15 protein-coding genes and 1 rRNA gene are annotated in these 20,640 nt (G+C 74.7%); 13 read left to right on the top strand and 3 right to left on the bottom strand.

Annotation, left to right across the window (positions count from 1 at the left end; all coding sequences use genetic code 11):
- The 9 genes from rrf to ACFXDE_RS41410 all read left to right on the top strand — a co-directional run.
- A 5S ribosomal RNA gene (gene rrf, locus ACFXDE_RS41450) occupies nucleotides 1-87 on the top strand; the annotation flags it as partial.
- 245 nt (nucleotides 88-332) lie between these two features.
- Nucleotides 333-1,709 carry a sensor histidine kinase gene (locus tag ACFXDE_RS41445; RefSeq protein ID WP_380499390.1) on the top strand — a complete coding sequence of 459 codons (1,377 nt, stop codon included), beginning with the start codon at nucleotides 333-335 and terminating at the stop codon, nucleotides 1,707-1,709.
- On the top strand, nucleotides 1,661-2,326 hold the full coding sequence (locus ACFXDE_RS41440) for a LuxR C-terminal-related transcriptional regulator (protein ID WP_380445439.1): 666 nt from the start codon (nucleotides 1,661-1,663) through the stop codon (nucleotides 2,324-2,326). The genes ACFXDE_RS41445 and ACFXDE_RS41440 overlap by 49 nt, the downstream gene beginning before the upstream one ends.
- Nucleotides 2,327-2,529: 203 nt before the next feature.
- The gene (locus ACFXDE_RS41435; protein ID WP_380499389.1) at nucleotides 2,530-4,128 is read left to right on the top strand and encodes a DUF2637 domain-containing protein; all 1,599 of its coding nucleotides are present in this window, start codon (nucleotides 2,530-2,532) and stop codon (nucleotides 4,126-4,128) included.
- A gap of 133 nt (nucleotides 4,129-4,261) precedes the next feature.
- Nucleotides 4,262-5,551: a DUF6986 family protein gene (locus ACFXDE_RS41430; RefSeq protein ID WP_380499388.1), complete on the top strand. Its 1,290-nt coding sequence runs from the start codon at nucleotides 4,262-4,264 to the stop codon at nucleotides 5,549-5,551.
- Between the two features lie 106 nt (nucleotides 5,552-5,657).
- Entirely contained in the window at nucleotides 5,658-6,314 is a 657-nt protein-coding gene (locus ACFXDE_RS41425) for a YigZ family protein (protein ID WP_380499387.1), read from the top strand.
- A 369-nt stretch (nucleotides 6,315-6,683) separates the two neighbouring features.
- Nucleotides 6,684-8,426 carry a hypothetical protein gene (locus ACFXDE_RS41420; protein ID WP_380499386.1) on the top strand — a complete coding sequence of 581 codons (1,743 nt, stop codon included), beginning with the start codon at nucleotides 6,684-6,686 and terminating at the stop codon, nucleotides 8,424-8,426.
- A gap of 112 nt (nucleotides 8,427-8,538) precedes the next feature.
- Entirely contained in the window at nucleotides 8,539-10,227 is a 1,689-nt protein-coding gene (locus ACFXDE_RS41415) for a restriction endonuclease (RefSeq protein ID WP_380499385.1), read from the top strand.
- 304 nt (nucleotides 10,228-10,531) lie between these two features.
- Nucleotides 10,532-11,266, top strand: a complete 735-nt coding sequence (locus ACFXDE_RS41410; RefSeq protein WP_380445466.1) for a ZIP family metal transporter — start codon at nucleotides 10,532-10,534, stop codon at nucleotides 11,264-11,266.
- A gap of 18 nt (nucleotides 11,267-11,284) precedes the next feature.
- On the opposite strand, the gene ACFXDE_RS41405 is transcribed toward ACFXDE_RS41410, so the two are convergent.
- Entirely contained in the window at nucleotides 11,285-11,809 is a 525-nt protein-coding gene (locus ACFXDE_RS41405) for a MarR family winged helix-turn-helix transcriptional regulator (protein WP_380499384.1), read from the bottom strand.
- Nucleotides 11,810-11,999: 190 nt separating this feature from the next.
- On the opposite strand from ACFXDE_RS41405, the gene ACFXDE_RS41400 reads away from it, so the two are divergent.
- A complete protein-coding gene (locus tag ACFXDE_RS41400; RefSeq protein WP_380445446.1) occupies nucleotides 12,000-12,338 on the top strand; it encodes a DUF2218 domain-containing protein in 339 nt (112 codons plus the stop codon).
- On the opposite strand, the gene ACFXDE_RS41395 is transcribed toward ACFXDE_RS41400, so the two are convergent.
- Together ACFXDE_RS41395 and gabT are read right to left on the bottom strand one after the other, a co-directional pair.
- Nucleotides 12,335-13,225 carry a phosphatase PAP2 family protein gene (locus tag ACFXDE_RS41395; RefSeq protein ID WP_380499383.1) on the bottom strand — a complete coding sequence of 297 codons (891 nt, stop codon included), beginning with the start codon at nucleotides 13,223-13,225 and terminating at the stop codon, nucleotides 12,335-12,337. The genes ACFXDE_RS41400 and ACFXDE_RS41395 overlap by 4 nt on opposite strands.
- 260 nt (nucleotides 13,226-13,485) lie before the next feature.
- Nucleotides 13,486-14,826, bottom strand: coding sequence for a 4-aminobutyrate--2-oxoglutarate transaminase (gabT, locus tag ACFXDE_RS41390; RefSeq protein WP_380445448.1), 1,341 nt, complete (start codon nucleotides 14,824-14,826; stop codon nucleotides 13,486-13,488).
- A gap of 299 nt (nucleotides 14,827-15,125) precedes the next feature.
- Here gabT and ACFXDE_RS41385 point away from each other — a divergent pair, with 299 nt between their 5' ends.
- From ACFXDE_RS41385 to ACFXDE_RS41375, 3 genes are all read left to right on the top strand, one after another.
- Nucleotides 15,126-17,144, top strand: coding sequence for an ATP-binding protein (locus tag ACFXDE_RS41385; protein WP_380499382.1), 2,019 nt, complete (start codon nucleotides 15,126-15,128; stop codon nucleotides 17,142-17,144).
- A 187-nt stretch (nucleotides 17,145-17,331) separates the two neighbouring features.
- The gene (locus ACFXDE_RS41380) at nucleotides 17,332-18,897 is read left to right on the top strand and encodes a PucR family transcriptional regulator (protein ID WP_380499381.1); all 1,566 of its coding nucleotides are present in this window, start codon (nucleotides 17,332-17,334) and stop codon (nucleotides 18,895-18,897) included.
- A gap of 217 nt (nucleotides 18,898-19,114) precedes the next feature.
- The gene (locus ACFXDE_RS41375; protein WP_380445451.1) at nucleotides 19,115-20,557 is read left to right on the top strand and encodes an aldehyde dehydrogenase family protein; all 1,443 of its coding nucleotides are present in this window, start codon (nucleotides 19,115-19,117) and stop codon (nucleotides 20,555-20,557) included.
- Nucleotides 20,558-20,640 lie beyond the last annotated feature (83 nt).

Below are 20,640 nucleotides of genomic sequence, written 5' to 3'. Positions count from 1 at the left end.
GGTTACATTCCGAACCCGGAAGCTAAGCCTCACAGCGCCGATGGTACTGCAGGGGGGACCCTGTGGGAGAGTAGGACGCCGCCGAACAATCATTCAAGAGAAGCCCCTGATCCATTCGGATCAGGGGCTTTTCGCATGTCCGCTCGCGTTTCCGGTCGGTCCCGGGGATCCCCTCGTGGTGCATCCGCCTGCAGGTGGTGCTAGGTCCACCCCGGAATTGGGGTGTCATGGCCAGTGTCGGTGGCGTCCGCTTCGTGAACACTGATGCTGGACGATTGAGACCGGCATCAGGAGCTTCCGTGACAACAACGAGTCGAACGAGCGGCGCGGGTGTGCGCGTTCAGGCGCAGGCGGCCCTGGAGTCGGGTGGCCAAGGGCTGGCTCGGCTGGGCCTCCTGGTGCTGGGGGCGGTGCCGGGGTTCGCCCTGCCCGTGCTGGCGGCCGTGCTGGCCGGCGTCGTGACGGCCCAGGTGATGGCGTACTACTACCCGGTTGCGCTGTTCGCCCTGGTGGCCGCGGCCCTCGCCGGCGGTACGGTGGCCGCGCTCTTCGTCCGCCCCACGGCGAACCGCACGCGCAGGCAGCTGGAGCGCTGGCACGGCATACGTCTGCCGGCCGTCTACGAGCCGATGCCGGTGCTGGAGCCGGACGAGCGCGGGCACTGGTGGACGGGCTACTCGTACCACCGCTCCCGGACGGTCGCGAAGTACGCGCAGCTGCTGCACTGGGGCTTCCGGGACCGGACCACCCGCGGCGAGATGGCCTGGCTGGTGGTGAATCCGCTGGCGGTACTGGCCCTGGCGGGTCCGCTGGCCGGTCTCATTCTCTTCAGTACGGCCTATGTGATCTCGGGTCCGAGGTCCTACGAGGGCATCGGGTTGGTGCGTCCGGTCCAGCTGTCGCTGGTGCTGAACTTCGGGCTCGGGCTGGGCATGGTGGCGCTCGCGGTGCTGCTGGCGCCGTTCGCGGTGCGTCTCCACGCCGAGCTGGCGCGGCGGGTGCTGGACCAGGACGGCCGGGCCACGCACGCCCAGCTGACCAAGCGGGTGGCCGAGTTGACCGAGACCCGGGCGGACGCGGTCGGCGACCAGGCGGCCGAGCTGCGGCGGATCGAGCGGGATCTGCACGACGGCGCGCAGGCGCGGCTGGTCGCGATCGGGATGACGCTCGGCACCATCGAGCACCTGATGGACACGGACCCGACGGCCGCCCGCGAGCTGCTGTCGGAGGCACGGCAGTCCTCGGCCCGGGCGCTGCAGGAGCTCCGGGACCTCGTCCGCGGCATCCACCCGCCGGTCCTCGCCGAGCGCGGACTGGGCGACGCCGTCCGGGCGTTGGCGTTGGACAGCGCGCTGCCGACGGAGGTGTGCGTGAGCGTGCCGGACCGGCTGCCCGCCCCGGTGGAGGCCGCCGCCTACTTCAGCATCTGCGAGCTGCTGGCCAACGCGGCCAAGCACTCGCACGCGGAGCAGGTCTGGGTGGACATCCTCTACCGGGCCGGCTCGCTGCGGGTCACGGTGACGGACGACGGGGTCGGCGTGGCGGAGCCGGCGAAGGGGACGGGCCTGCGCGGCATCGAACGTCGATTGGGTACCTTCGACGGTGTCCTCGCCATCGACAGTACGTCCGGCGGTCCGACCACCATCACCTTGGAGCTGCCGTGCGAGTTGTCCTCGCCGAGGACCTCTACCTCCTTCGCGAAGGCCTGATCCGGCTGCTGGAAGCGCACGGCTTCACCATCGCCGCCGCCGTCGAGACCGGGCCCGAGCTCCTGGAGGCGTTGCTGACGCACCGGCCGGACGTGGCCGTGGTCGACGTCCGGCTGCCTCCGACGCTGACGGACGAGGGCTTGCAGGCGGCGCTCCAGGCCCGCCGGGAGATCACGGGGCTCCCGGTCCTGGTGCTGTCGCAGCACGTCCAGCAGCTGTACGCGAGGGAGCTGTTGGCCGACGGCACGGGCGGGATCGGGTACCTCCTGAAGGACCGGGTCTTCAACGCCGACCAGTTCATCGACGCGGTCCGCCGGGTGGCGGCCGGCGGCACGGCGATGGACCCGGACGTCATCGCGAAGCTGATGCAGACCACGGCCCGTCGTCCGGGGCCGCTGCTGCGGCTGTCGCCGCGCGAGCGCGAGGTGCTGGAGCTGATGGCGGAGGGCTGCTCGAACTCGGCCATCGCCGCCCGGCTGACGGTGAGCGACGGCGCGGTGGCCAAGCACATCGCCAACATCTTCACCAAGCTCGAACTCGCCCCGGACGAGGACGCCAACCGCCGCGTCCTCGCGGTCCTGGCCTACCTCAACGGCACCGCCGGGCGGACGGCCTGACGCTCCGCCCGGTCCCGGGGCGGTCCGGGCGCGCCCTCCCCTGTGACGCTCCGGCCTGTGGAAACGCTGAAACGCGCGTACGAGTAAACTCCGGTGGGCCGAGCCCGCGGAGGTAGGTCAGCCGTCCGGCGTCCCCCGACCAGCGGGAACCGGCAGCGAGGCAGCGCACGGCAGCAGCCGAAATCCAGGGGTTGATAGACGTCATGGCACGCCCAACGCTCACCAAGGCCCACCGGGGCCTGCTCGGCATCGTCGCGGCCGGGGCCTGCATCATCTCGGGCATCGGCTTCGCGGGGTCGTACAACGCGGTGCGGGAACTGGCCTCCGAGAAGGGCTTCGGTGCCTTCTCCTACGCCTTCCCGATCGGCGTCGACGCCGGCATCGTCGTCCTCCTGGCGCTCGACCTGGTCCTGACCTGGCTGCGGATACCCTTCCCGCTGCTGCGGCAGACCGCCTGGGTGCTGACCGTCGCGACCATCGCCTTCAACGCCGCCGCCTCGTGGGGCGATCCGCTCGGCATGGGGATGCACGCCGTCATCCCGGTGCTGTTCGTCGTGGTCGTCGAGGCCTCCCGGCACGCGGTGGGCCGGATCGCGGCGATCACCGCGGACCGGCACATGGAGTCGGTGCGGATGATGCGCTGGCTGCTCTCCCCGGTGCCGACCTTCCGGCTCTGGCGGCGGATGAAGCTGTGGGAGCTGCGCTCGTACGACGAGGTCGTCCGGCTGGAGCAGAACCGGCTGGTCTACCGGGCGCAGCTGCGCTTCCGGTACGGGCGCGGCTGGCGCCGGTCGGCTCCGATCCAGGCGCTCCTGCCGCTGAAGCTCGCCAAGTACGGCGTGCCGCTGGACCCGTCGCTGCTCGACCGGCTGGACGACGAGGCCCGCGAGCGCGAGGCGAAGGAGGCCCTGGAGCTCCAGCCGCAGGAGCAGCGCGCCGCCGCGGCCATCGCCCCGGCCGGTCCGGAGGTTCCCCTGCGGCCCCAGCCCCAGCCGCAGCAGCCCCAGCAGCGCCAGGCCCAGCCGCATCCGTCTCAGCAGGCCCAGCAGGTTCAGCAGGTCCAGCAGATTCAACAGCCCGGTCCCGAGGCTCAGCCGCAGCCCCAAGCTCAGCCGCAGGAGGTCCCGGCGGCCGTCCCGCCGATGTCGGCCGAGGTGGCCGCGCCGATGCTCGCCAAGCTGGCCGCCGTCCGTCTGCGCGCGGCCCAGGAGCCGGCGGGCACGGAGGAGGCGGCCCCGCAGGCGCTGCGCGAGGAGCTCAACGTGTGGACGGCACGGCCGGTCCGCACCACTGGCGGCCACCAGGCCGACGCCAGCCCGGGCAGCCGCGTGCCCGGCCAGGCCTCCCCGTGGTTCAAGCCCCCGCGCCCGCTGGACGAGGAGTCGGTGCCCGGGGCCGCGCCGAAGCCCCAGGCCCAGGCCGGGACCCAGCACCCGGTGCAGCAGGGGCAGGACCCCGCACCCGCCCAGGAGCCCGTACAAGCCGAGCCCGTACTGGCCGAACTCGTCCAGGCCGAACTCGTCCAGGCCGAGCCCGCCGTGCGCGCCGAGGAGCGGGCCCCCGTCGAGGCCGCAGGCCCGCGTCCCGCTCCGGCGCGACTCGACCCGGAGCTGGCCTTCGAGGCGCTGGTCTCGTACATCGACACCTTCGAGCACCACCCCGACCCGCAGCGCCTCGCCGACTGGCTGACCAGGGAGTACGGCCTGACCGGCAACCGCCCGGACGGCTCGGTGCACCCCAAGGACGTCGCCGAGCTCTACCCGCAGCTGCGCGACCGCTACGCCGCCGCCGGGAGGGACTGACCGGGTGATCCGCGGCCGGACACCGCCGCGACCCCGCGTCCACCGCTCGGTCGACCATTGACGCCCGACCCGGCCGGAGTTACCTTCGCCTCAACAATCTGTTGAAGCGCTGGTTCGGCACGGAGGAGTACGGATGTCGCAGGTCGAGGTCGACGGTAACGGGTCGACGAGCGGGGCCTCCTTCTCCGCTGCCGCCCTCGACGCCGTGGAGGCGTTGCTGGCCCCGGTCGACGCCGACCTGGCGCGCCGCTACCCGGGCGACTCCGGGACCAGGCAGCCGGTGCACACCGTCTACGTCCCGGCCGACGCCTTCGCCGCCGACACCGTCCGCTCGTGGGGCCGCCAGGCCCTCGAAGCGTTCGACACCCACGCCGGCACCCCGGCCGAGCTCGCCCGCGCCCTCGGCGTCGCCGACGACGCTCTGCTCGCCGACGTGCACGCCCGCGTCCGCGCCAAGCTGGAGCGCGAGCCGATCGAGGACCTGCGGATCGACTTCGAGGACGGCTACGGCCCCCGCCCGGACGCCGAGGAGGACGCCGCCGCCGTCCGCGCCGCCGAACTCGTCGCGGCCGCCGTGGCGGACGGCAGCGCCCCGCCGTACATCGGCATCCGGATCAAGTGCATGGAGGCGCCGGTCCGCGCGCGCGGCATCCGCACCCTGGAGCTGTTCCTGGCCACCCTGCTCGCCGGGGGCGGGCTCCCGGACGGCCTGGTCCTCACCCTGCCGAAGGTGACCTACGCCGCGCAGGTGACCGCGCTGGTGCGGCTGCTGGAGGACTTCGAGCGGCGCGCCGGGCTGCCGGCCGGCCGGATCGGCTTCGAGATCCAGATCGAGACCACCCAGGCGATCCTCGGCCCGGACGGCCGGGCCACCGTCGCCCTGATGATCGAGGCCGCCGAGGGCCGCGCCACCGGCCTGCACTACGGCACGTTCGACTACAGCGCCTCCTGCGGCGTCAGCGCGGCCTACCAGAGCATGGACCACCCGGTGGCCGACCACGCCAAGGCCGTCATGCAGGTGGCCGCGGCCGGCACCGGGGTCCGGCTCTCCGACGGCTCGACCAACGTCATCCCGACCGGCTCCACCGAGCAGGTCCACGCCGCCTGGAAGCTCCACCACGGCCTCGTCCGCCGCTCGCTGGCCCGCGCGTACTACCAGGGCTGGGACATGCACCCGGCGCACCTGCCGACCCGGTACGCCGCCGTGTACGCCTTCTACCGGGAGGGCCTGGAGGCCGCCTCCGCCCGGCTCGCCGCCTACGTCGCGAAGGCGGGCGGCGACGTGATGGACGAGCCGGCCACCGCCCGCGCGCTCAGCGGCTACGTGCTGCGCGGCCTGGACTGCGGTGCGGTCGACCCGGCCGAGGTCACCGCCCTGACCGGCCTGGACCGCGCTCAGCTGGACGCCCTCGCCGGCCGCTGACCGCCGCCCGTCCGACCCCCGCGGCCAACTAGGCTGGCGGTGCCGCCCCGCACGCCGGGGGCGTGCGCCGCCAGCCTTCGCCGTCTTCCGGGAGAACCACCGCGCCATGTCCGCCACGCCGGAGCCGACCCCCAGGCCGTACCTCACCATCCGGCAGGCCGGCAGCCACGAGATCGAGATCAAGAAGTCCCGGTTCATCTGCCACCTCGCCCGGGTCACCGACGAGGAGCAGGCGCAGGCGTACATCGCGGGCGTCCGCAAGCAGTACTGGGACGCGCGGCACAACTGCACCGCCTTCGTGGTCGGCGACGAGCAGCGCCGCGAGCGCTCCAGTGACGACGGCGAGCCGGGCGGCACGGCCGGCGTGCCGATGCTGGAGGTGCTGCGCCGCCGCGGGCTGACCGACACGGTGGCCGTGGTGACCAGGTACTTCGGGGGGATCAAGCTCGGCGCGGGCGGGCTCGTCCGGGCGTACGGGAGCGCGGTGTCGGAGGCGGTGGACGCGGTCGGGCTGCTGGAGCGGCGGCCGGTGGCACTGCTGGCCGTGACGGCGGACCACGTGCGGGCCGGGCGGGTGGAGAACGACCTGCGGGCGGCCGGGTACACCGTGAGCGACCTCGCCTACGAGGCGGCGGGGGTGCGGATCGAGGTCGGCGTGCCGGAGCCGGAGGTGCGGGCCTTCCACACCTGGCTGGCCGAGGCGACCGGCGGTACCGCGGTGGCGGTCGCGGCCGGCCGCACGTACGTCGAGGTGCCGGTCTAGCCCCTGCGGCGCTGCGCCCGCTGCCGCCCCCGCCCCGCTGCCGCCCCCTGCGGCCTCCCGCGACGCCCCGAGGCCTTCCGCCGCCACGCACGGGCGCAGTCGGCCAACGTAGCCCATGGGGACGCGCCACGCCGGTCTTGCCTTGAACAGATTCACTCGAACGTATTCACGTGGCCCGGAGTTGGAACTTCCGCTCCGGGCCATGGCGTTTCCTGGGCAAGGATCCGGCCGAACCGGACGAAAACCATCGATGGAGGACACCAGACCCCACCACCGCACCACGGAGGTATGCGCATGACCTCGGATCGCTCCCCGTCGCCCGCCCGAGCCGACCTACCCGGCCCCAGGGGCCCCGCGACGCCCTACCGGATGACCGTCACCACGACGCTCCCGCACGCCGACGCCGTCTCGCTGGCCGACCAGCAGCTGGCCGACTGGCTGAAGCGGGAAGGCTGCGAGGACCCCCCGCCCGCAGCGAGCCCGCTCGAAGCGAGCCCGTACGCCGTGGACCCCCCCGTCACGGGCCCCTCCACCGCGGATAGCCCCGCGGGCCCGCAGGTCGAGCGCCTCCGCCTGGGCGACCGCGTCCTGCTCGACCGCGACCACGGCCCGCTGCGCGGCGGCCCCGCCACCGGCCACTACTCGCGCCGCCGCCTGCGCACCCCGGCCCCCCACGGGACGCAGCAGCTCACCCTGACCATCGCGACGGCCGCCGCGGGCCCGACCTGGGTCCGGCTGGAGGCCGAGACGCACACCACCGGCAGCGGCCTGCGGACGCCGTGCCGGGTGCCGGTGCCCGAGCTCGCCCGCAGCCTGCTGCCGCTGCTGGACGCCACCGACGGTCCGGCCGCCGTCCAGCTCGCGCCCCGGGTGATCACCGCCGCCGAGGTCGACGACCTGATCGACGAGCTGTGCGACCCGGAGCGCCGGCTGCCCACGGTCGTCGCCAGCGTCCCGGTCAACGTCCCGGTCGACGGGTGGACGGAGTCCGTCGTCCGTCCGCTCTGCCAGCAGCTGCCCGGCCTCGCCACGGCCTACGTCCTGGATCCGGGGGCGCGCACCGGGTTCAACGTCGCGCTGGAGTACCACACCGTCTACGGCGGCGCCGTCCGCACCTACCTGCCCGAGGTCGACCCGGCCTCCCGGTACGACGGCGCCCGGCACCCGGTGCTCGCCCGGGGCCGAATAGAGCAGGACGTCCGCCGCGCCGCCGGCCTGCTCGCCCGGGAGCCGCGCCGGCTCGCCGCCGAACTGCCGCTGCCGCCCGTGCTCGCGGCCGTCCCGGTGCTGCGGATCCTCCCGTCGCAGCCCCGCCCGGACGCCGCGTCCTGCGCCGATCCGGCCGCCGCCCGCGCCGAGCTGGCCGCGCTCGCCCGCGAGGAGCAGCAGGATCGCGCCGAACAGCAGGCCAGGGCGGACGAGTTGGAGCGCGTGCGGCGCACGCTGCGTCGCGCGCGCCGCACCCGGCCGGGCCGGGCGCACGCCGCACCCGGCCGCCTCTGCGCTCCGTCCACCGCTCCGGTCGTCGGCCCGGTCGTCGGCGCGCTCGCAGGCCCGTTCGTCGGCGCGCCCGGGGTCCCGCGCACCGCGGCCCTGCCGGATCCGGTCGCGGGGCCGGACGACAACCCGGACACCTTCACCGAACTCCTGTCCCGGCTGGGCGAGTTCCCGCTGCTCACCTTCACCGGGGACCAGAAGTCCGCGCTCGCCCTGGACGAGCTCCAGTGCGCCGGTGCCGGCTGGGCCCGCCTCGCCTGGGACGGGCTGACGGCCCTCCAGGAGTACGCCGAGGCGGCCGTCCGCGGCGAGGCCGGCGGCGACTTCAAGCAGTGGTGCGAGCACACACCGGACGGCTGCCACCGCTTCCCGCCCCGCAAGGCGGTCCGCGGCGAGTCCCGGACGGTGCACAGCCACACCAAGTGGAAGCGCGAGCGGATGCTGCCGGTGCCGGAGTGCGTCGACGCCTCCCGGCGCGCGTTCATGGGCGCGCACCTGCGGATCGGCGGCGGGCGCACCGCACCCCGGCTGCACTACCTCGACGACTGCTCGGGCAGTGGCCGGATCTATGTCGGCTACATCGGCCTCCACCTGACCAACACCCGGACCAACTGAGAGGCTTGGCTGACCACCCGCGCCCGTTCGGTGGACAATGTCCGCAGGGGCGGGCCGCGGGGTCGCCGGTCGCCCCGCGCAGGCGCCGACGAGCATGGGGGAACGACGACCGATGCAGTACTCAGCAGACGGCCAGTCCGAAGGCGCCGCCACCACCCGGTTCCCCCAGCCGGGTTTCCTCGCCTCGGTCTTCCGCGACCTCGGCGTGGACCCGGGCTCCGACCCGACCGCGCCCGGGGAACCGGCCGGGCCCGCCGACGGCGACGGCGCGACCGGCCCCGCCGGCAGCAGCACCGGCACCACCGGCGGCCGGCAGACTCCCGGTGACGGCCCGTCCGCCGACGAGGAGTCGGTCGCCGCCCACGGCCGCGCCGCCGCCCTCACCCACCACCGCACCCTCACCGTCCAGGCCGAGCACGACCGCCTGGCCGACCTGCTCCGGCGGGCCGCGCTGCCCGTCTCGGCCATGGACTTCGAGAGCCAGCTGCGCCACTACGAGCCCCGCCCCTACCCGGCCGCCGGCCCGGACGCCACCGAACCCGAGCCCCGCTGGGAGGACTTCGCCCCCGCCGAACCGCCCACCGCCGACCCCGACGCCGCGCCGACCCGCCGCCTGCTCGACTCCGGCTACCAGCGCGAGCTGGCCCAGGCCCGGCTGACCCACCAGCGCGCCCTGCGGCAGTGGCGCACCCGCCGGGCCGAGGCCGGCGACCCGGCCGCCGACGAGTCCCGGCGGGTCCACGAGGAGGCCGAGGCGGCCCGGGCCCGCGCGGTGCGCGAGTACAACGAGAGCCTGGAGGAGTGCCGCCGGGCCTACCGGCTGGCCGAGCCCGCCGCGGTGGAGTCGCTGCTGGAGCGGGCCCTCGCCGCCGCCGAGACCGCCACCCAGGACCTGCCCGCCCCCTGCCGGGCGGTCTTCCGACCGCTCACCCGCACCGCGGTGCTGGACCTCGACCTGCCGCCGCTCGACCTGGTCCCCTCCCTGACCGGTTACCGGCTCGCCCCCGACGGCGACATCCACCCGGTCCCGCGCCCGCCGGCCGACCGGGCCACCGACTACCTGCGGCTGGTCGCCCGGCTCGCCCTGCGCGCCCTCCAGGCGGCCGACGCCGTCGACACCGAGGAGATACTCGAGGGCGTCGTCCTCAACGGCTGGCTGCGCGAGCCCGGCGGCGCCGGACCGCTCTGCCTGGTCAGCGTGGACGCCGACCGCGACGCGCTGGCCCGCACCAGGCTGCTCCCGGCCGCCGCCCCCTACGAGGAGCGCGACGGCGAGGGCGTCTACGCCGACGCCGAGCAGGACGAGGCGCTGGTGCGGCTGCGCCAGCTCGGCGCCGCCGTCACCCCGGACCCCTACGCGAGGGCGGGCGTCGAGCCCGCCGCGCTGGCCGGTGCCACCGTGCCGGCCGCGCCCGACCTGTCCGCCAACGAGTTCGCCCAGCTGGTCCGCGACCTGCTCACCCGCGGCGGCCTGGCCGAGTGGAGCGTGCGGCTGCGCGGCCCGGCCGGGCTGGTCGCGACCGGCGAGGGCGCCCCCGGCAGCGCGCTGCCGGGCCGCTGGGTCGTCTGGGCCTCCCGTGGCGCCGCGGAGGTCGCGGCGGAGGAGATCCGCACGCTCGCCGAGGCCGTCGGCGAGGAGTCCGCCGAGCGCGGCCTGCGGCTGACCACCGGCCGCTTCACCGACGAGGCCCTCGACCTGACCGCCGAGGAGAGCCACCGTCACATCCACCTGGTCGACGGCGACGGCGTCCGCGAACTCGCGATGACCCACCTCGGGCTGCCGCTCGCCACCGGTCGCTGACCGGCCCCGGGCCCGCCCCTCCACCCCCCACCAGCCCGTTCGTCCCCGCGGGCTCACCCCGACGGCCCCTCCGGCGGGCGTGCCGCCACCCCCGGCCCGAGGCTGGGGAACGAGCCCCGGCCGGGCCGGGCACCCCGGGCGAGAGCCGCCGCTCGCCCGTCCGGTACGGTCGGCGGTCGACCCGATGTCGGGCGCAACCCTGGGGGAGACGGATGGGCAGAGCGGCCCGCAGACCACTTGACGAACCGGCACGGGTGGAGGCCGCCCGGTGACCGCCGTCCTCGTCGCCGCCGGCGCGTTCCTGATGACGCTGATCGGCGGCTTCGTCGCCCAGCGCACCGGTGACCGGCGCCACCTGGTACTCGGCTTCGCGGCCGGACTGATGCTCGGCGTCGTCGTCTTCGACCTGCTGCCCGAGGCCCTGCGCCAGGCCCCCGGCGAGGTGCACGGCGTGCCGCAGGCATTGCTGATGTTCGCCGGCGGCTTCCTCGCCATCCACGTGGTCGAGCGCGCGGTCGCCATCCACCGCGGCCACGAGGGCGAGTACGCCGAGCACACCCACGGCCACCACCACGCGCACGGGGACCCCCAGCCGTCCGGGCGCCAGGGCATCGGCCTGAGCGCCGCCCTGGCCCTCGTCGGGCACAGCGTGATGGACGGCTTCGCGATCGGCGCCGCCTTCCAGGCCGGCACCACGGTCGGCACGGTCGTCGCCATCGCCGTCGTCGCGCACGACTTCGCCGACGGCTTCAACACGTACACGATCACCCGGCTCTACGGGAACAACCGGCGCCGCGCGCTGACCCTGCTCGCGGCGGACGCGATCGCCCCGGTCTCGGGCGCCGCGATCACGCTCGCCTTCACCATCCCCGAGCACCTGCTCGGCCTCTACCTGGGCTTCTTCTCCGGCTTCCTGCTCTACCTGGCGACCTCCGACATCCTCCCGGAGGCCCACAGCCCGCACCCGTCCCGCAACACCCTGCTCTGCACGCTCGCCGGGGTGGGCTTCATGTGGCTGGTGATCGGCTTCGCCAACTAGGCGGTGTCCGGGGGCGTGTCAGCGGCCCGCGTACCGCGTCTCGGCGGCGCGCAGCACGCGCAGCACCGCGTCCTGGTCGGCCGGGCTGACCTCGCCGAAGTACTCCTGCGCCACCTCGTGCCGGACCAGCCCGATCCGCTCGACCGCGGCGCGGCCCGCCTCGGTCAGCAGGATCCGCACGGCCCGCCGGTCGGCCGGGTCCGGGCTGCGCTCGACCAGGCCGGCCTCCTCCAGGGCGTCCACCACCGTGGTGGCCGAGCGCGGGGCGATGTGCAGCCGGTCGGCGAGGTCGCTCAGCCGCATCGCGCGGTCCGGCACCTCGCAGCCGGGCGCGTGCGCGAGCGTGCGCAGCGCCCGGGCCTGGCCGGGGGTGATGCCGTAGGGCTCCAGCCGCTCGCTGGTGCGGCGCCGGATCCGTTTGATCGCCCGGGTCATCGCGTCCGCCAGCTCGGCGGCGGTGTCCGCCGGGCCTGCCGGGCCTGCCGGTCCCGTCGGGGGAGTGGGGGAGGAGTGCGCCGGGTCGTCGGTCGGCGTGGTGGTCATGGGCGGTCTCCTCGGCAGGCGTCCGCCCAAGCGTATCGGCCGGTCCGCGGCCCGCGACCGGCGGCGGACGGGCGTTCCGGGCGCGTGCGGACGACCCTCCCGGAAATATGTTGAGCCAAACTCAGTATCTGGGTTAGCGTAGCCGTAAGTGAGGGTGCCCTAAGTGCCCTCCTCTGAACCTGGAGGGCCCGTGCCCCGCTCCGAAGCCCGCGTCGCCACCGACCGCCCCGCCCGCTACGCCAAGCAGCTCGCCGCCCACATGGGCCGCAAGATCGAGGCCGCCTTCTCCGAGGAGACCGGCCGCGGCACCCTGACCTTCGGCGCCGGCACCGCCACCCTGGAGGCGCAGCCGGACGCCCTGCTGCTCGTCGTCGAGGGCGAGCGCGAGAACCTCCCCGGCCTGGAGGACGTCGTCGGCCGCCACCTCGTCCGGTTCGGTGCGCGCGACGAACTCGTCGTCGAGTGGCACCGCGACAACGGCGAGGCCGGCCTCGTCCACCGCAACGACGAGGACCCGAAGGACGTCTAGGCCGGATCCGCCGGCCCGGGCCGGGGCAGCCGACGGGCGAGCGCCCACAGCACCAGGACGGCCAGGCACCAGCTGGCCAGCACGTCCAGCGCCCAGTGGAAGCCGCTCCACACCAGCCCCGCGCCGACCCCGGCCGCCAGCAGCACCGCCGCCGCCCGCAGCCCGCGCGCGACGCGCACCCCGGTCGTCCGGGCGAGCAGCAGCACCGCGACCCCGTACGACAGCGTCGCCGTGGCGGTGTGCCCCGACGGGTACCAGCCCCACTGGCCCGGCAGCAGCGGACCGCCGAGCGGACCCGGCCGGGCGAACGCGGCCTTGGCCGGGACCACCAGCAGCGGGATCAGCCCCGCCGTGAGCGCCGCCACCGGCAGCGGCAGCCACCAGCGGTCCTTCCCCGCCCGGCGCGAGCGCCATGCGGCGAGCCCGCCCCCGGTCAACAGGGCCGGGATCGCGGGCACGGTGCTGCCCAGGTCCGCCAGGCCGTGGCCGACGCGGTTCAGGAACGGGCTGTCCAGGGCGTGGTGGGCCGTCGCGACACCGTGCTCGACCCACCGGTCCAGCCCGAGCACCGGCCCGTCCGCCGCCACCTGCCACGACACCAGCACCAGCAGGACCACCGCGACGAGCGGCACCAGCGGTGAGGCCGCCGCCCGGCCCAGGACGCCGAACAGCCGCCCCGGAGCAGGGGGGAGAGCTCCGGGGCGGCTTGGATGATCGCCGTTCCGTGCGCCCCGGGGGGTGTGGGTCGGACGGTCGGTCGATCGGCCTTCGGTATGCGCCGTCCCGTGCGGGGCGGCCTGGTTGTCCTCGCGGTCGTCCGGGTGCGGACCCGCCTCGAACGGCGGCTCCGCGGACGGCTCCGCCAATGGCTGGGGCTCGCTGTCCATCTGCGATGACACTACGTCAACGGTCCTTCCACGCCGAGCGCCTTCAGTGATTCCGCACATCATCTTCACCGCCCACCGGGCAACCCTTCGACCCTGTGAACGACCGGTCCGCGCTTCTCCATGAGGAAGCCTCATCCGGGGCGCCGCCATGCGGAAACCGAACGGCCCGCGGAGACCTGGTACAGGTCCCCGCGGGCCGTTCAGCGCTGTCCGGACAACCCTCCGGCGGGGGTACGTCGCCCGGTGGGGCGCTCACCGCGTCAGACGCCGGCGAACGCGCCCTCCAGGATGTCCAGGCCCTCGTTCAGGAGGTGCTCCGGGATGACCAGCGGCGGCAGGAAGCGCAGCACGTTGCCGTAGGTGCCGGCGGTCAGCACCACCAGGCCCTCGGCGTGGCAGGCCTTGGCGATCGCCGCGGTGGCCTCGGCGTTCGGCTCCTTGCCGCCGGCCTTCACCAGCTCGATGGCGACCATGGCGCCGCGGCCGCGGACCTCGCCGATGATGTCGTACTTCTCCTGCATCGCCCGCAGGCGGCCCAGCATGACCTCGCCGATCCGCTGCGCCTTGCCGTTGAGGTCCTGCTCCTTCATGGTCTCGATGGCGCCCAGCGCGGCGGCGCAGGCCACCGGGTTGCCGCCGTAGGTGCCGCCCAGGCCACCCGCGTGCGCGGCGTCCATGATCTCGGCGCGACCGGTCACCGCGGCCAGCGGCAGACCGCCGGCGATGCCCTTCGCGGTGGTGATCAGGTCCGGGACGACGCCCTCGTCCTCGCACGCGAACCACTGGCCGGTGCGGCAGAAGCCGGTCTGGATCTCGTCGGCGACGAACACGATGCCGTTCGCCTTCGCGTACTCCACGATCGCCGGCAGGAAGCCCTTGGCCGGCTCGATGAAGCCGCCCTCGCCCTGGATCGGCTCGATGATGATCGCGGCGACGTTCTCCGCGCCGATCTGCTTGTTGATCACGTCGATCGCCTGCGCGGCGGCCTCGGCGGCGCAGTTCTCCGCGCCGGTCAGCCAGCGGTACGGGTAGGCCACCGGCACGCGGTAGATCTCCGGGGCGAACGGGCCGAAGCCCTGCTTGTACGGCATGTTCTTCGCCGTCAGGCCCATGGTGAGGTTGGTGCGGCCGTGGTAGCCGTGGTCGAACACCACGACGGCGGTGCGCTTGGTGTAGGCGCGGGCGATCTTCACCGCGTTCTCGACCGCCTCGGCGCCCGAGTTGAACAGCGCGGTGCGCTTGTCGTGGTCGCCCGGGGTCAGCTCGTTCAGCTGCTCGGCGACCGCCACGTAGCCCTCGTACGGGGTCACCATGAAACAGGTGTGCGTGAACGCGGCCAGCTGCTCGCTCGCCTTCGCCACCACGGCCTCGGCGCTGTTGCCGACGTTGGTCACGGCGATGCCGGAACCGAAGTCGATCAGCGAGTTGCCGTCCACGTCCTCCAGCACGCCGCCGTTGGCGCGGGACACGTACACCGGCAGGGTCGTGCCGACACCCGCGGCCACCGCGCCCAGCTTGCGGGCCTGCAGCTCCTGCGACTTCGGACCGGGGATCGCGGTGACCAGGCGGCGCTCCTGCGGGAGCGGCGTTGCGGCGCTCATGGGGTTCTCCAGACTTCTAGGCTCGGTGCTTCGCAGGCTACGGCCGCCCCCGGGGACCGGGCATGCGCCACTCGGTAGCACTGCGCCGTCCGACTTGTCCGGCACGGCCAGCGCGGGTGGCACGACTACCCGCAGGCCCCGCTCCACTACATTGAGCGCGGGCGTGTCGCCGGTACGGCGGCATGGGTATGGCGGCACCGACGGCGGTCGGGCCGGGCGGGCGAGGGAGCGGGGCCGTACACATGGCACAGGACGGGGCACACCACCACGGCGACCGCACCACCACACCCCCACCCCCCATGCCCCACCAGCGCCCCGGCAGCCGTCCCGCCGCCACCCCCGCCTTCGACCTCCCCACCTGGGCCTCCGCCCCGCGCCCGTCCGCCGAACCGGGCATCTACCGGCTGGGCTACCGCCGGATCGACCCGGAACGGGCGGAGGCGGCGACCGTGGCGGCCTGGCCACTGCTGCTGCGGGCGGGGCTCAACGTGGTGGTGGGGTGGCTTGCTTTTCTTTACGGCACCCAACTGGTGCTTCGCCTGATTGCCATGACCGTGTGGGTGGAGCACCCCACCGAAACGGCAGTGACCGTAGTCGGGGTGTCCGTCAACGTTCTGGTGGCAGCTGCCGTCATCAAGGTCTTCGGCCGGATGGGCCGTTGGCCCGAGGTGTGGCGGCGGTACGCGGCGCCGTTGCTGTCGCGGACGGTGACGCAGGAGGAGCGGGCCGAGGAGAACCGGGTCGCCGTGGAGGCTGCGCGGCGGGTGGATCCGTGGGCCGGGCTGCGGGAGGGCGGGGCGGCTGCGGCGGCGGGGCGTCTGGCGGGCGAGGCGGTCGGCGACGTCGATTACGTGCGCATTCAGCAGGCGTGGGAGTCGGCGCAGGCCGATCCGGTGTTCGTCCCGGCGTTCGTGGAGCAGGTGGGCGCCCGCGGTGCCGCGGCGTTCGCCCATCCGTCGGAGGTGCGCGAGCTGCCCGGCCGCGCCGAGCGGCACGACCTGCTGCTCCGTCAGGTGTGCCTGGGCGTCACGCAGGACGTTCCGAAGAACCCGCTGTCGCATCGTGCGGCGGGGTTCGCGCTGGATCCGGCGGTGCTCGGCACCTCGTTGCTGGCGGTGGGTCCGGCCGGGACCGGGAAGACCGCGCGGCTGGCCCGCCCGGTGGCGGAGGCGCTGTGCCTGCAGGCGCTCGCCGGGACGGCGTGCGCGGTGGTGATCGGGGCGGCGGACGCGGACCTGGGGCCGGACGGCTGGTACGACGTGGTGATCGCGCCCGGTGACCCGTCGTCCGTCTACGGCCTCGACCTGTACGGCGCCGCGCAGGATCCGGACGAGGCGGCGGCCCGGCTGGCCGAGGCGCTGCTGCCGGACGAGCTGACGGCCCGCGCCGAGAGCGCCCGGACGGCGCTCCAGCAGGTGGTGGGTCCGTTCCACGCCGCGCACCGCCGGTACCCGGGGGTCCGCGAGCTGCGGGCGCTTCTGGGCGGCGAGCCGGATGCCCTGGCGGCGCTGGTGAAGGCGCTCGGCGTGGCGGGCCGGCTGGCCGCGTACGAGCGGGACCTGGAGCACCGGGAGCGCCAGCGCGGCCGGGCGGACGATCCCGGGGCGCTGCTGGCGGACCGGCTGGCGCTGCTGGACCGGCCGGCCTTCGAGGGCGCCTTCGCGACGGACGGCACCGGTCGCCCGCCGTTCGCGATGCGGGTGCTCGACCACCCGCTCCGGGTGCGGGTGAAGCTGCCCGAGCGGAGCCACCCGGAGGCGGCCCGGATGCTGTCCCGGCTGGTGGTGGGCCAGTTCGTGCAGGCGGCAGGCGCGCGGGAGGACCGTTCGCTGTTCGCAGGTCTCGTCGTGGACGACGCCTCGGCGGCGCTGGACGCGGCGACCGTGCGCGGGGTGCAGCGGATGCGGGGGGCGAACGCGGGTGCGGTGCTGATGCTGCGGACGCTGGTGGACCTGCCGGAGGCCCTGCGCGCGCCGCTGTTCGGCGCGGTCGGTTGCCGCATGGCGTTCCCGGGGATCGCGCCCTGGGACGGCCGGTTGTTCTCGGAGGCCTGGGGGACGCACCTGGTGCAGGAGACGGCGGTGACGCACACCCCCGACACCTCCGGTGGGGTGGTGCGGCGGGCCGGGCGGTTGGGGCGGAAGGCGTTGTCGGGGACGACGGCGCAGACGGAGTCGGTGACGACGCGGGATGTGGAGCGGTTGCGGTGGTCGCCGTCGGATCTGGCGCACGCGTTGCCGGCGGGGCACGCAGTGGTGTCGTTGACGGCGGTGTCGGGGGAGCAGGTTCCGCCGCTCCTGGTCGATCTCCGAGGGTGAGGCGGGGATGAGCCGGGGGTGAGCCGGGACCGAGGGCGGACGGGCGGCAGAAGTCGCCTCCGAGGTGGATTCGGCAGTGCCGGTTGTCCGGAGCGTCCATAATGAAGGGGAGAGCCCCTCACCAGATCCACTGCCCTCTCCTCGCCCGGCCGCAACGGCGCGGTCGGGTCGTTCCCCCGAAGGTGCCATGCCTCCCACACTCGCCTCCGTCGTCCGCAACAGTTCGCTCCACCTGACGGTCCTCGCCGGTGCGGACCACCTGGAGCGGCCGGTCCGCTGGGTGCACACCAGTGAGCTGGACGACCCGACGCCCTTCCTGGAGGGTGGCGAGCTGCTGCTCACCACCGGGATCAAGCTGGGCCGCACGGCCGCGCAGTTGCAGGCGTACGTGCACCGGCTGGCCGATGCCGGGGTGGTGGGGCTCGGGCTGGGGGTGGGGCTGTCGCACACGGAGGTGCCGCAGCCGCTGGTGGAGGCGGCGGCGCAGCGCGGGCTGCCGTTGTTGCGGGTGCCGGAGCCGACGCCGTTCATCGCGATCAGCAAGGTGGTGTCGGCGGCGCTGGCCGCGGAGCAGTACGAGGCGGTGACGACGAGCTTCGAGGCGCAGGAGGAGCTGACCCGGGCCGCGCTCGGCAAGGACGGGACGACGGCCGTGGTGCGTCGGCTGGCGGCGCGGCTGGGGGGCTGGGCGGCGCTGTACGACGGGTCGGGCGCGCTGTCGGTGGTGGCGCCGGACTGGGCGGCGCGCCGGGCGGGGCGGCTGGCGGCGGAGGTGGACCGGCTGCGGCGGCGTCCGGCGCCGTCGAGTGCGGCGCTGCAGGGGCGGTCGCCGGGGATAGACACGGCGGACGAGGACTACGTGGTGGTCCAGTCGCTGGGGGCGGACCGGCGGGCCCGGGGCTTCCTGGCGGTCGGGACCGAGGACCGGATCACGCCGACCGAGCGGTACGTGCTGAACGCGGCGGTGGCGCTGCTGACCCTCACCCTGGAGCGCTCGCGCGAGCTGCGGCAGGCGGAGGAGCGGATGGGCGCGGCGCTGCTGCGGATGGTGCTGGCGGGCGAGGTGGCGACGGCCCGGCAGGTGGCGGTGGGGCTGTTCGGCGGGCTGCCGGAGGGGACGATACGGGTCCTGGTGGCCGGGGCCGGGCCGAACGCGGACGCCGCGGACGCACTGGTCGAGCTGGGGGACCGGGCGGAGCAGGCGGGGTCCCGGGTGGGCGAGAAGCTGCTGGTCGCGCGGGAGGACGGGACGCACGGGCCGCGGCTGATGGTGCTGGCGCTGGACAACGGCGCGGTGCACCGGGCCTGCCTGGGTGTCGTCGAGGAGCACGAGGGCCTGTCGCTGGGCGTCTCGGCGCCGGCCGTGCTGGAGGAGGCGGGTACGGCGCACGCGCAGGCCGAGCGGGCGCTGGCGGTGGCGCTGCGCGGTGGCCGGCGCTCGGTGGACCACGAGGAGGTCGGTGCGGGGTCGCTGCTGCCGCTGCTGGGCGAGGACGCGGTGACGGCGTTCGCGGAGGGGCTGCTGCGGCCGCTGCGCGACCACGACCGGACGGCCCGCGGTGACCTGGTGGCCTCGCTGCGGGCGTGGCTGTCCCGGCACGGGCAGTGGGACGCGGCGGCGGCCGACCTGGGCGTGCACCGGCACACCCTGCGGTACCGGATGCGCCGGGTCGAGGAGCTGCTCGGGCGTTCGCTGGACGACACGGACGTCCGCATGGAGCTGTGGCTGGCGCTGCGCTCCGGCGAGGAGTGACGGGCGAAGAGGCGGCGGGCGACGAGGCGGCGGGCGAGGAGTAGCGGGCGAAGAGGCGGCGGCGCCGGGCCCGCGTCGAACGTCTGGACGGGATGGAGTGCCCCCCGGGCCGAACGCTCCTCGGCGGCCAATCCGGTTGTCGCGTCCGCCCACCTACCCTCGGGTTCGGGCTCATGTTCGTGGGTCCGACGACGACGAGGAGAGGGCCGGTACCACGGTGACCACCACGTACGATTTCTGGCTCGCCGGCCGCCGGGCGAGCGGTGACGCCGACTTCGAGGTGCGCAACAGCTGGGACGGCCGTCTGGTCGGCCGGGTGAGCGTCCCGACCGAGGCCCAGGTCGACGAGGCGCTGGACGCCGCCGTCGCGGCCCTGCCGGTGTTCGCCGCCACCCCGGCGCACGTGCGCGCCGCCGCGCTGGACCACGTGGCCAAGCGGCTGGCCGAGCGCACCGAGGAGATCGCCCGGCTGATCACCGCGGAGAACGGCAAGCCGATCAAGTGGGCCCGCGGCGAGGTCGGCCGCGCCGTCTCCGTCTTCCGCTGGGCCGCCGAGGAGGCCCGCCGCACCAACGGCGAGACGATGCGGCTGGACACCGACCCGGGCGGCGTGGGCCGCTTCGCGCTGGTGCGCCGCTTCCCGCGCGGCGTGGTGCTCGGCATCGCCCCGTTCAACTTCCCGCTGAACCTGGTCGCCCACAAGGTCGCCCCGGCGATCGCGGTCGGCGCCCCGATCATCCTGAAGCCGGCCCCGGCGACCCCGCTGTCGGCGATGGTGCTGGGCGAGATCCTGGCCGAGACCGACCTGCCGGCCGGTTCGTGGAGCATCCTGACGGTGCCCAACGACCGCATGCCCGCGCTGGTGCAGGACGGGCGCCTGCCGGTGATCTCCTTCACCGGGTCGGACAAGGTCGGCTACCAGATCATGGACTCGGTGCCGCGCAAGCACTGCACCCTGGAGCTGGGCGGCAACGCCGCGGCCGTGGTGCTCGCCGACTGGTCCTCGGACGCCGACCTGGACTGGGCGGCGACCCGGATCGCGACGTTCGCCAACTACCAGGGCGGCCAGTCCTGCATCTCGGTGCAGCGGGTGATCGCCGACGCGTCGGTGTACGACGCGCTGGTGGAGAAGGTCGTCGCCAAGGTGCGGGCCCAGGTCACCGGCGACCCGAACGAGGACGCGACGGACGTCGGCCCGCTGGTGGACGAGAACGCCGCGAAGCGCGTGGAGTCCTGGGTGGACGACGCGGTCGCCAAGGGCGCCAAGGTGCTGACCGGCGGGACGCGCGAGGGCGCGACCTACGCCCCGACCGTGCTGGCGGACCTGCCGGGCGACGCGATCCTGGCCGAGGCCGAGGTGTTCGGCCCGGTCATGTCGCTGCACCGGGTGGACGGCACCGACGAGGCGTTCGCCGCCGTCAACGACTCGCCGTTCGGCCTGCAGGCGGGCGTCTTCACGCACGACCTGCAGACCGCCTTCCGCGCCCACCGGGAGCTGGAGGTCGGCGGTGTCATCATCGGCGACGCGCCGTCCTACCGTGCCGACCAGATGCCGTACGGCGGCGTCAAGGACTCGGGCGTCGGCCGCGAGGGCGTCAAGTACGCGATGGACGACTACACCGTCGAGAAGGTCATGGTCCTGACGGGCCTCGACCTGTAAGCCGTGTAAGCCGTGTCAGTCCTGTCAGTCCTGTGAGCGAGGACGGCGGACGTGCGGAGGGCCCGGTTCGGTCGAACCGGGCG

The organism is Kitasatospora sp. NPDC059408 (genome assembly GCF_042751525.1).
Taxonomy (GTDB): Bacteria; Actinomycetota; Actinomycetes; order Streptomycetales; family Streptomycetaceae; genus Kitasatospora.
Note: the sequence above shows the minus strand (reverse complement) of the source record. Positions and strands in the feature narration are given on the sequence as shown.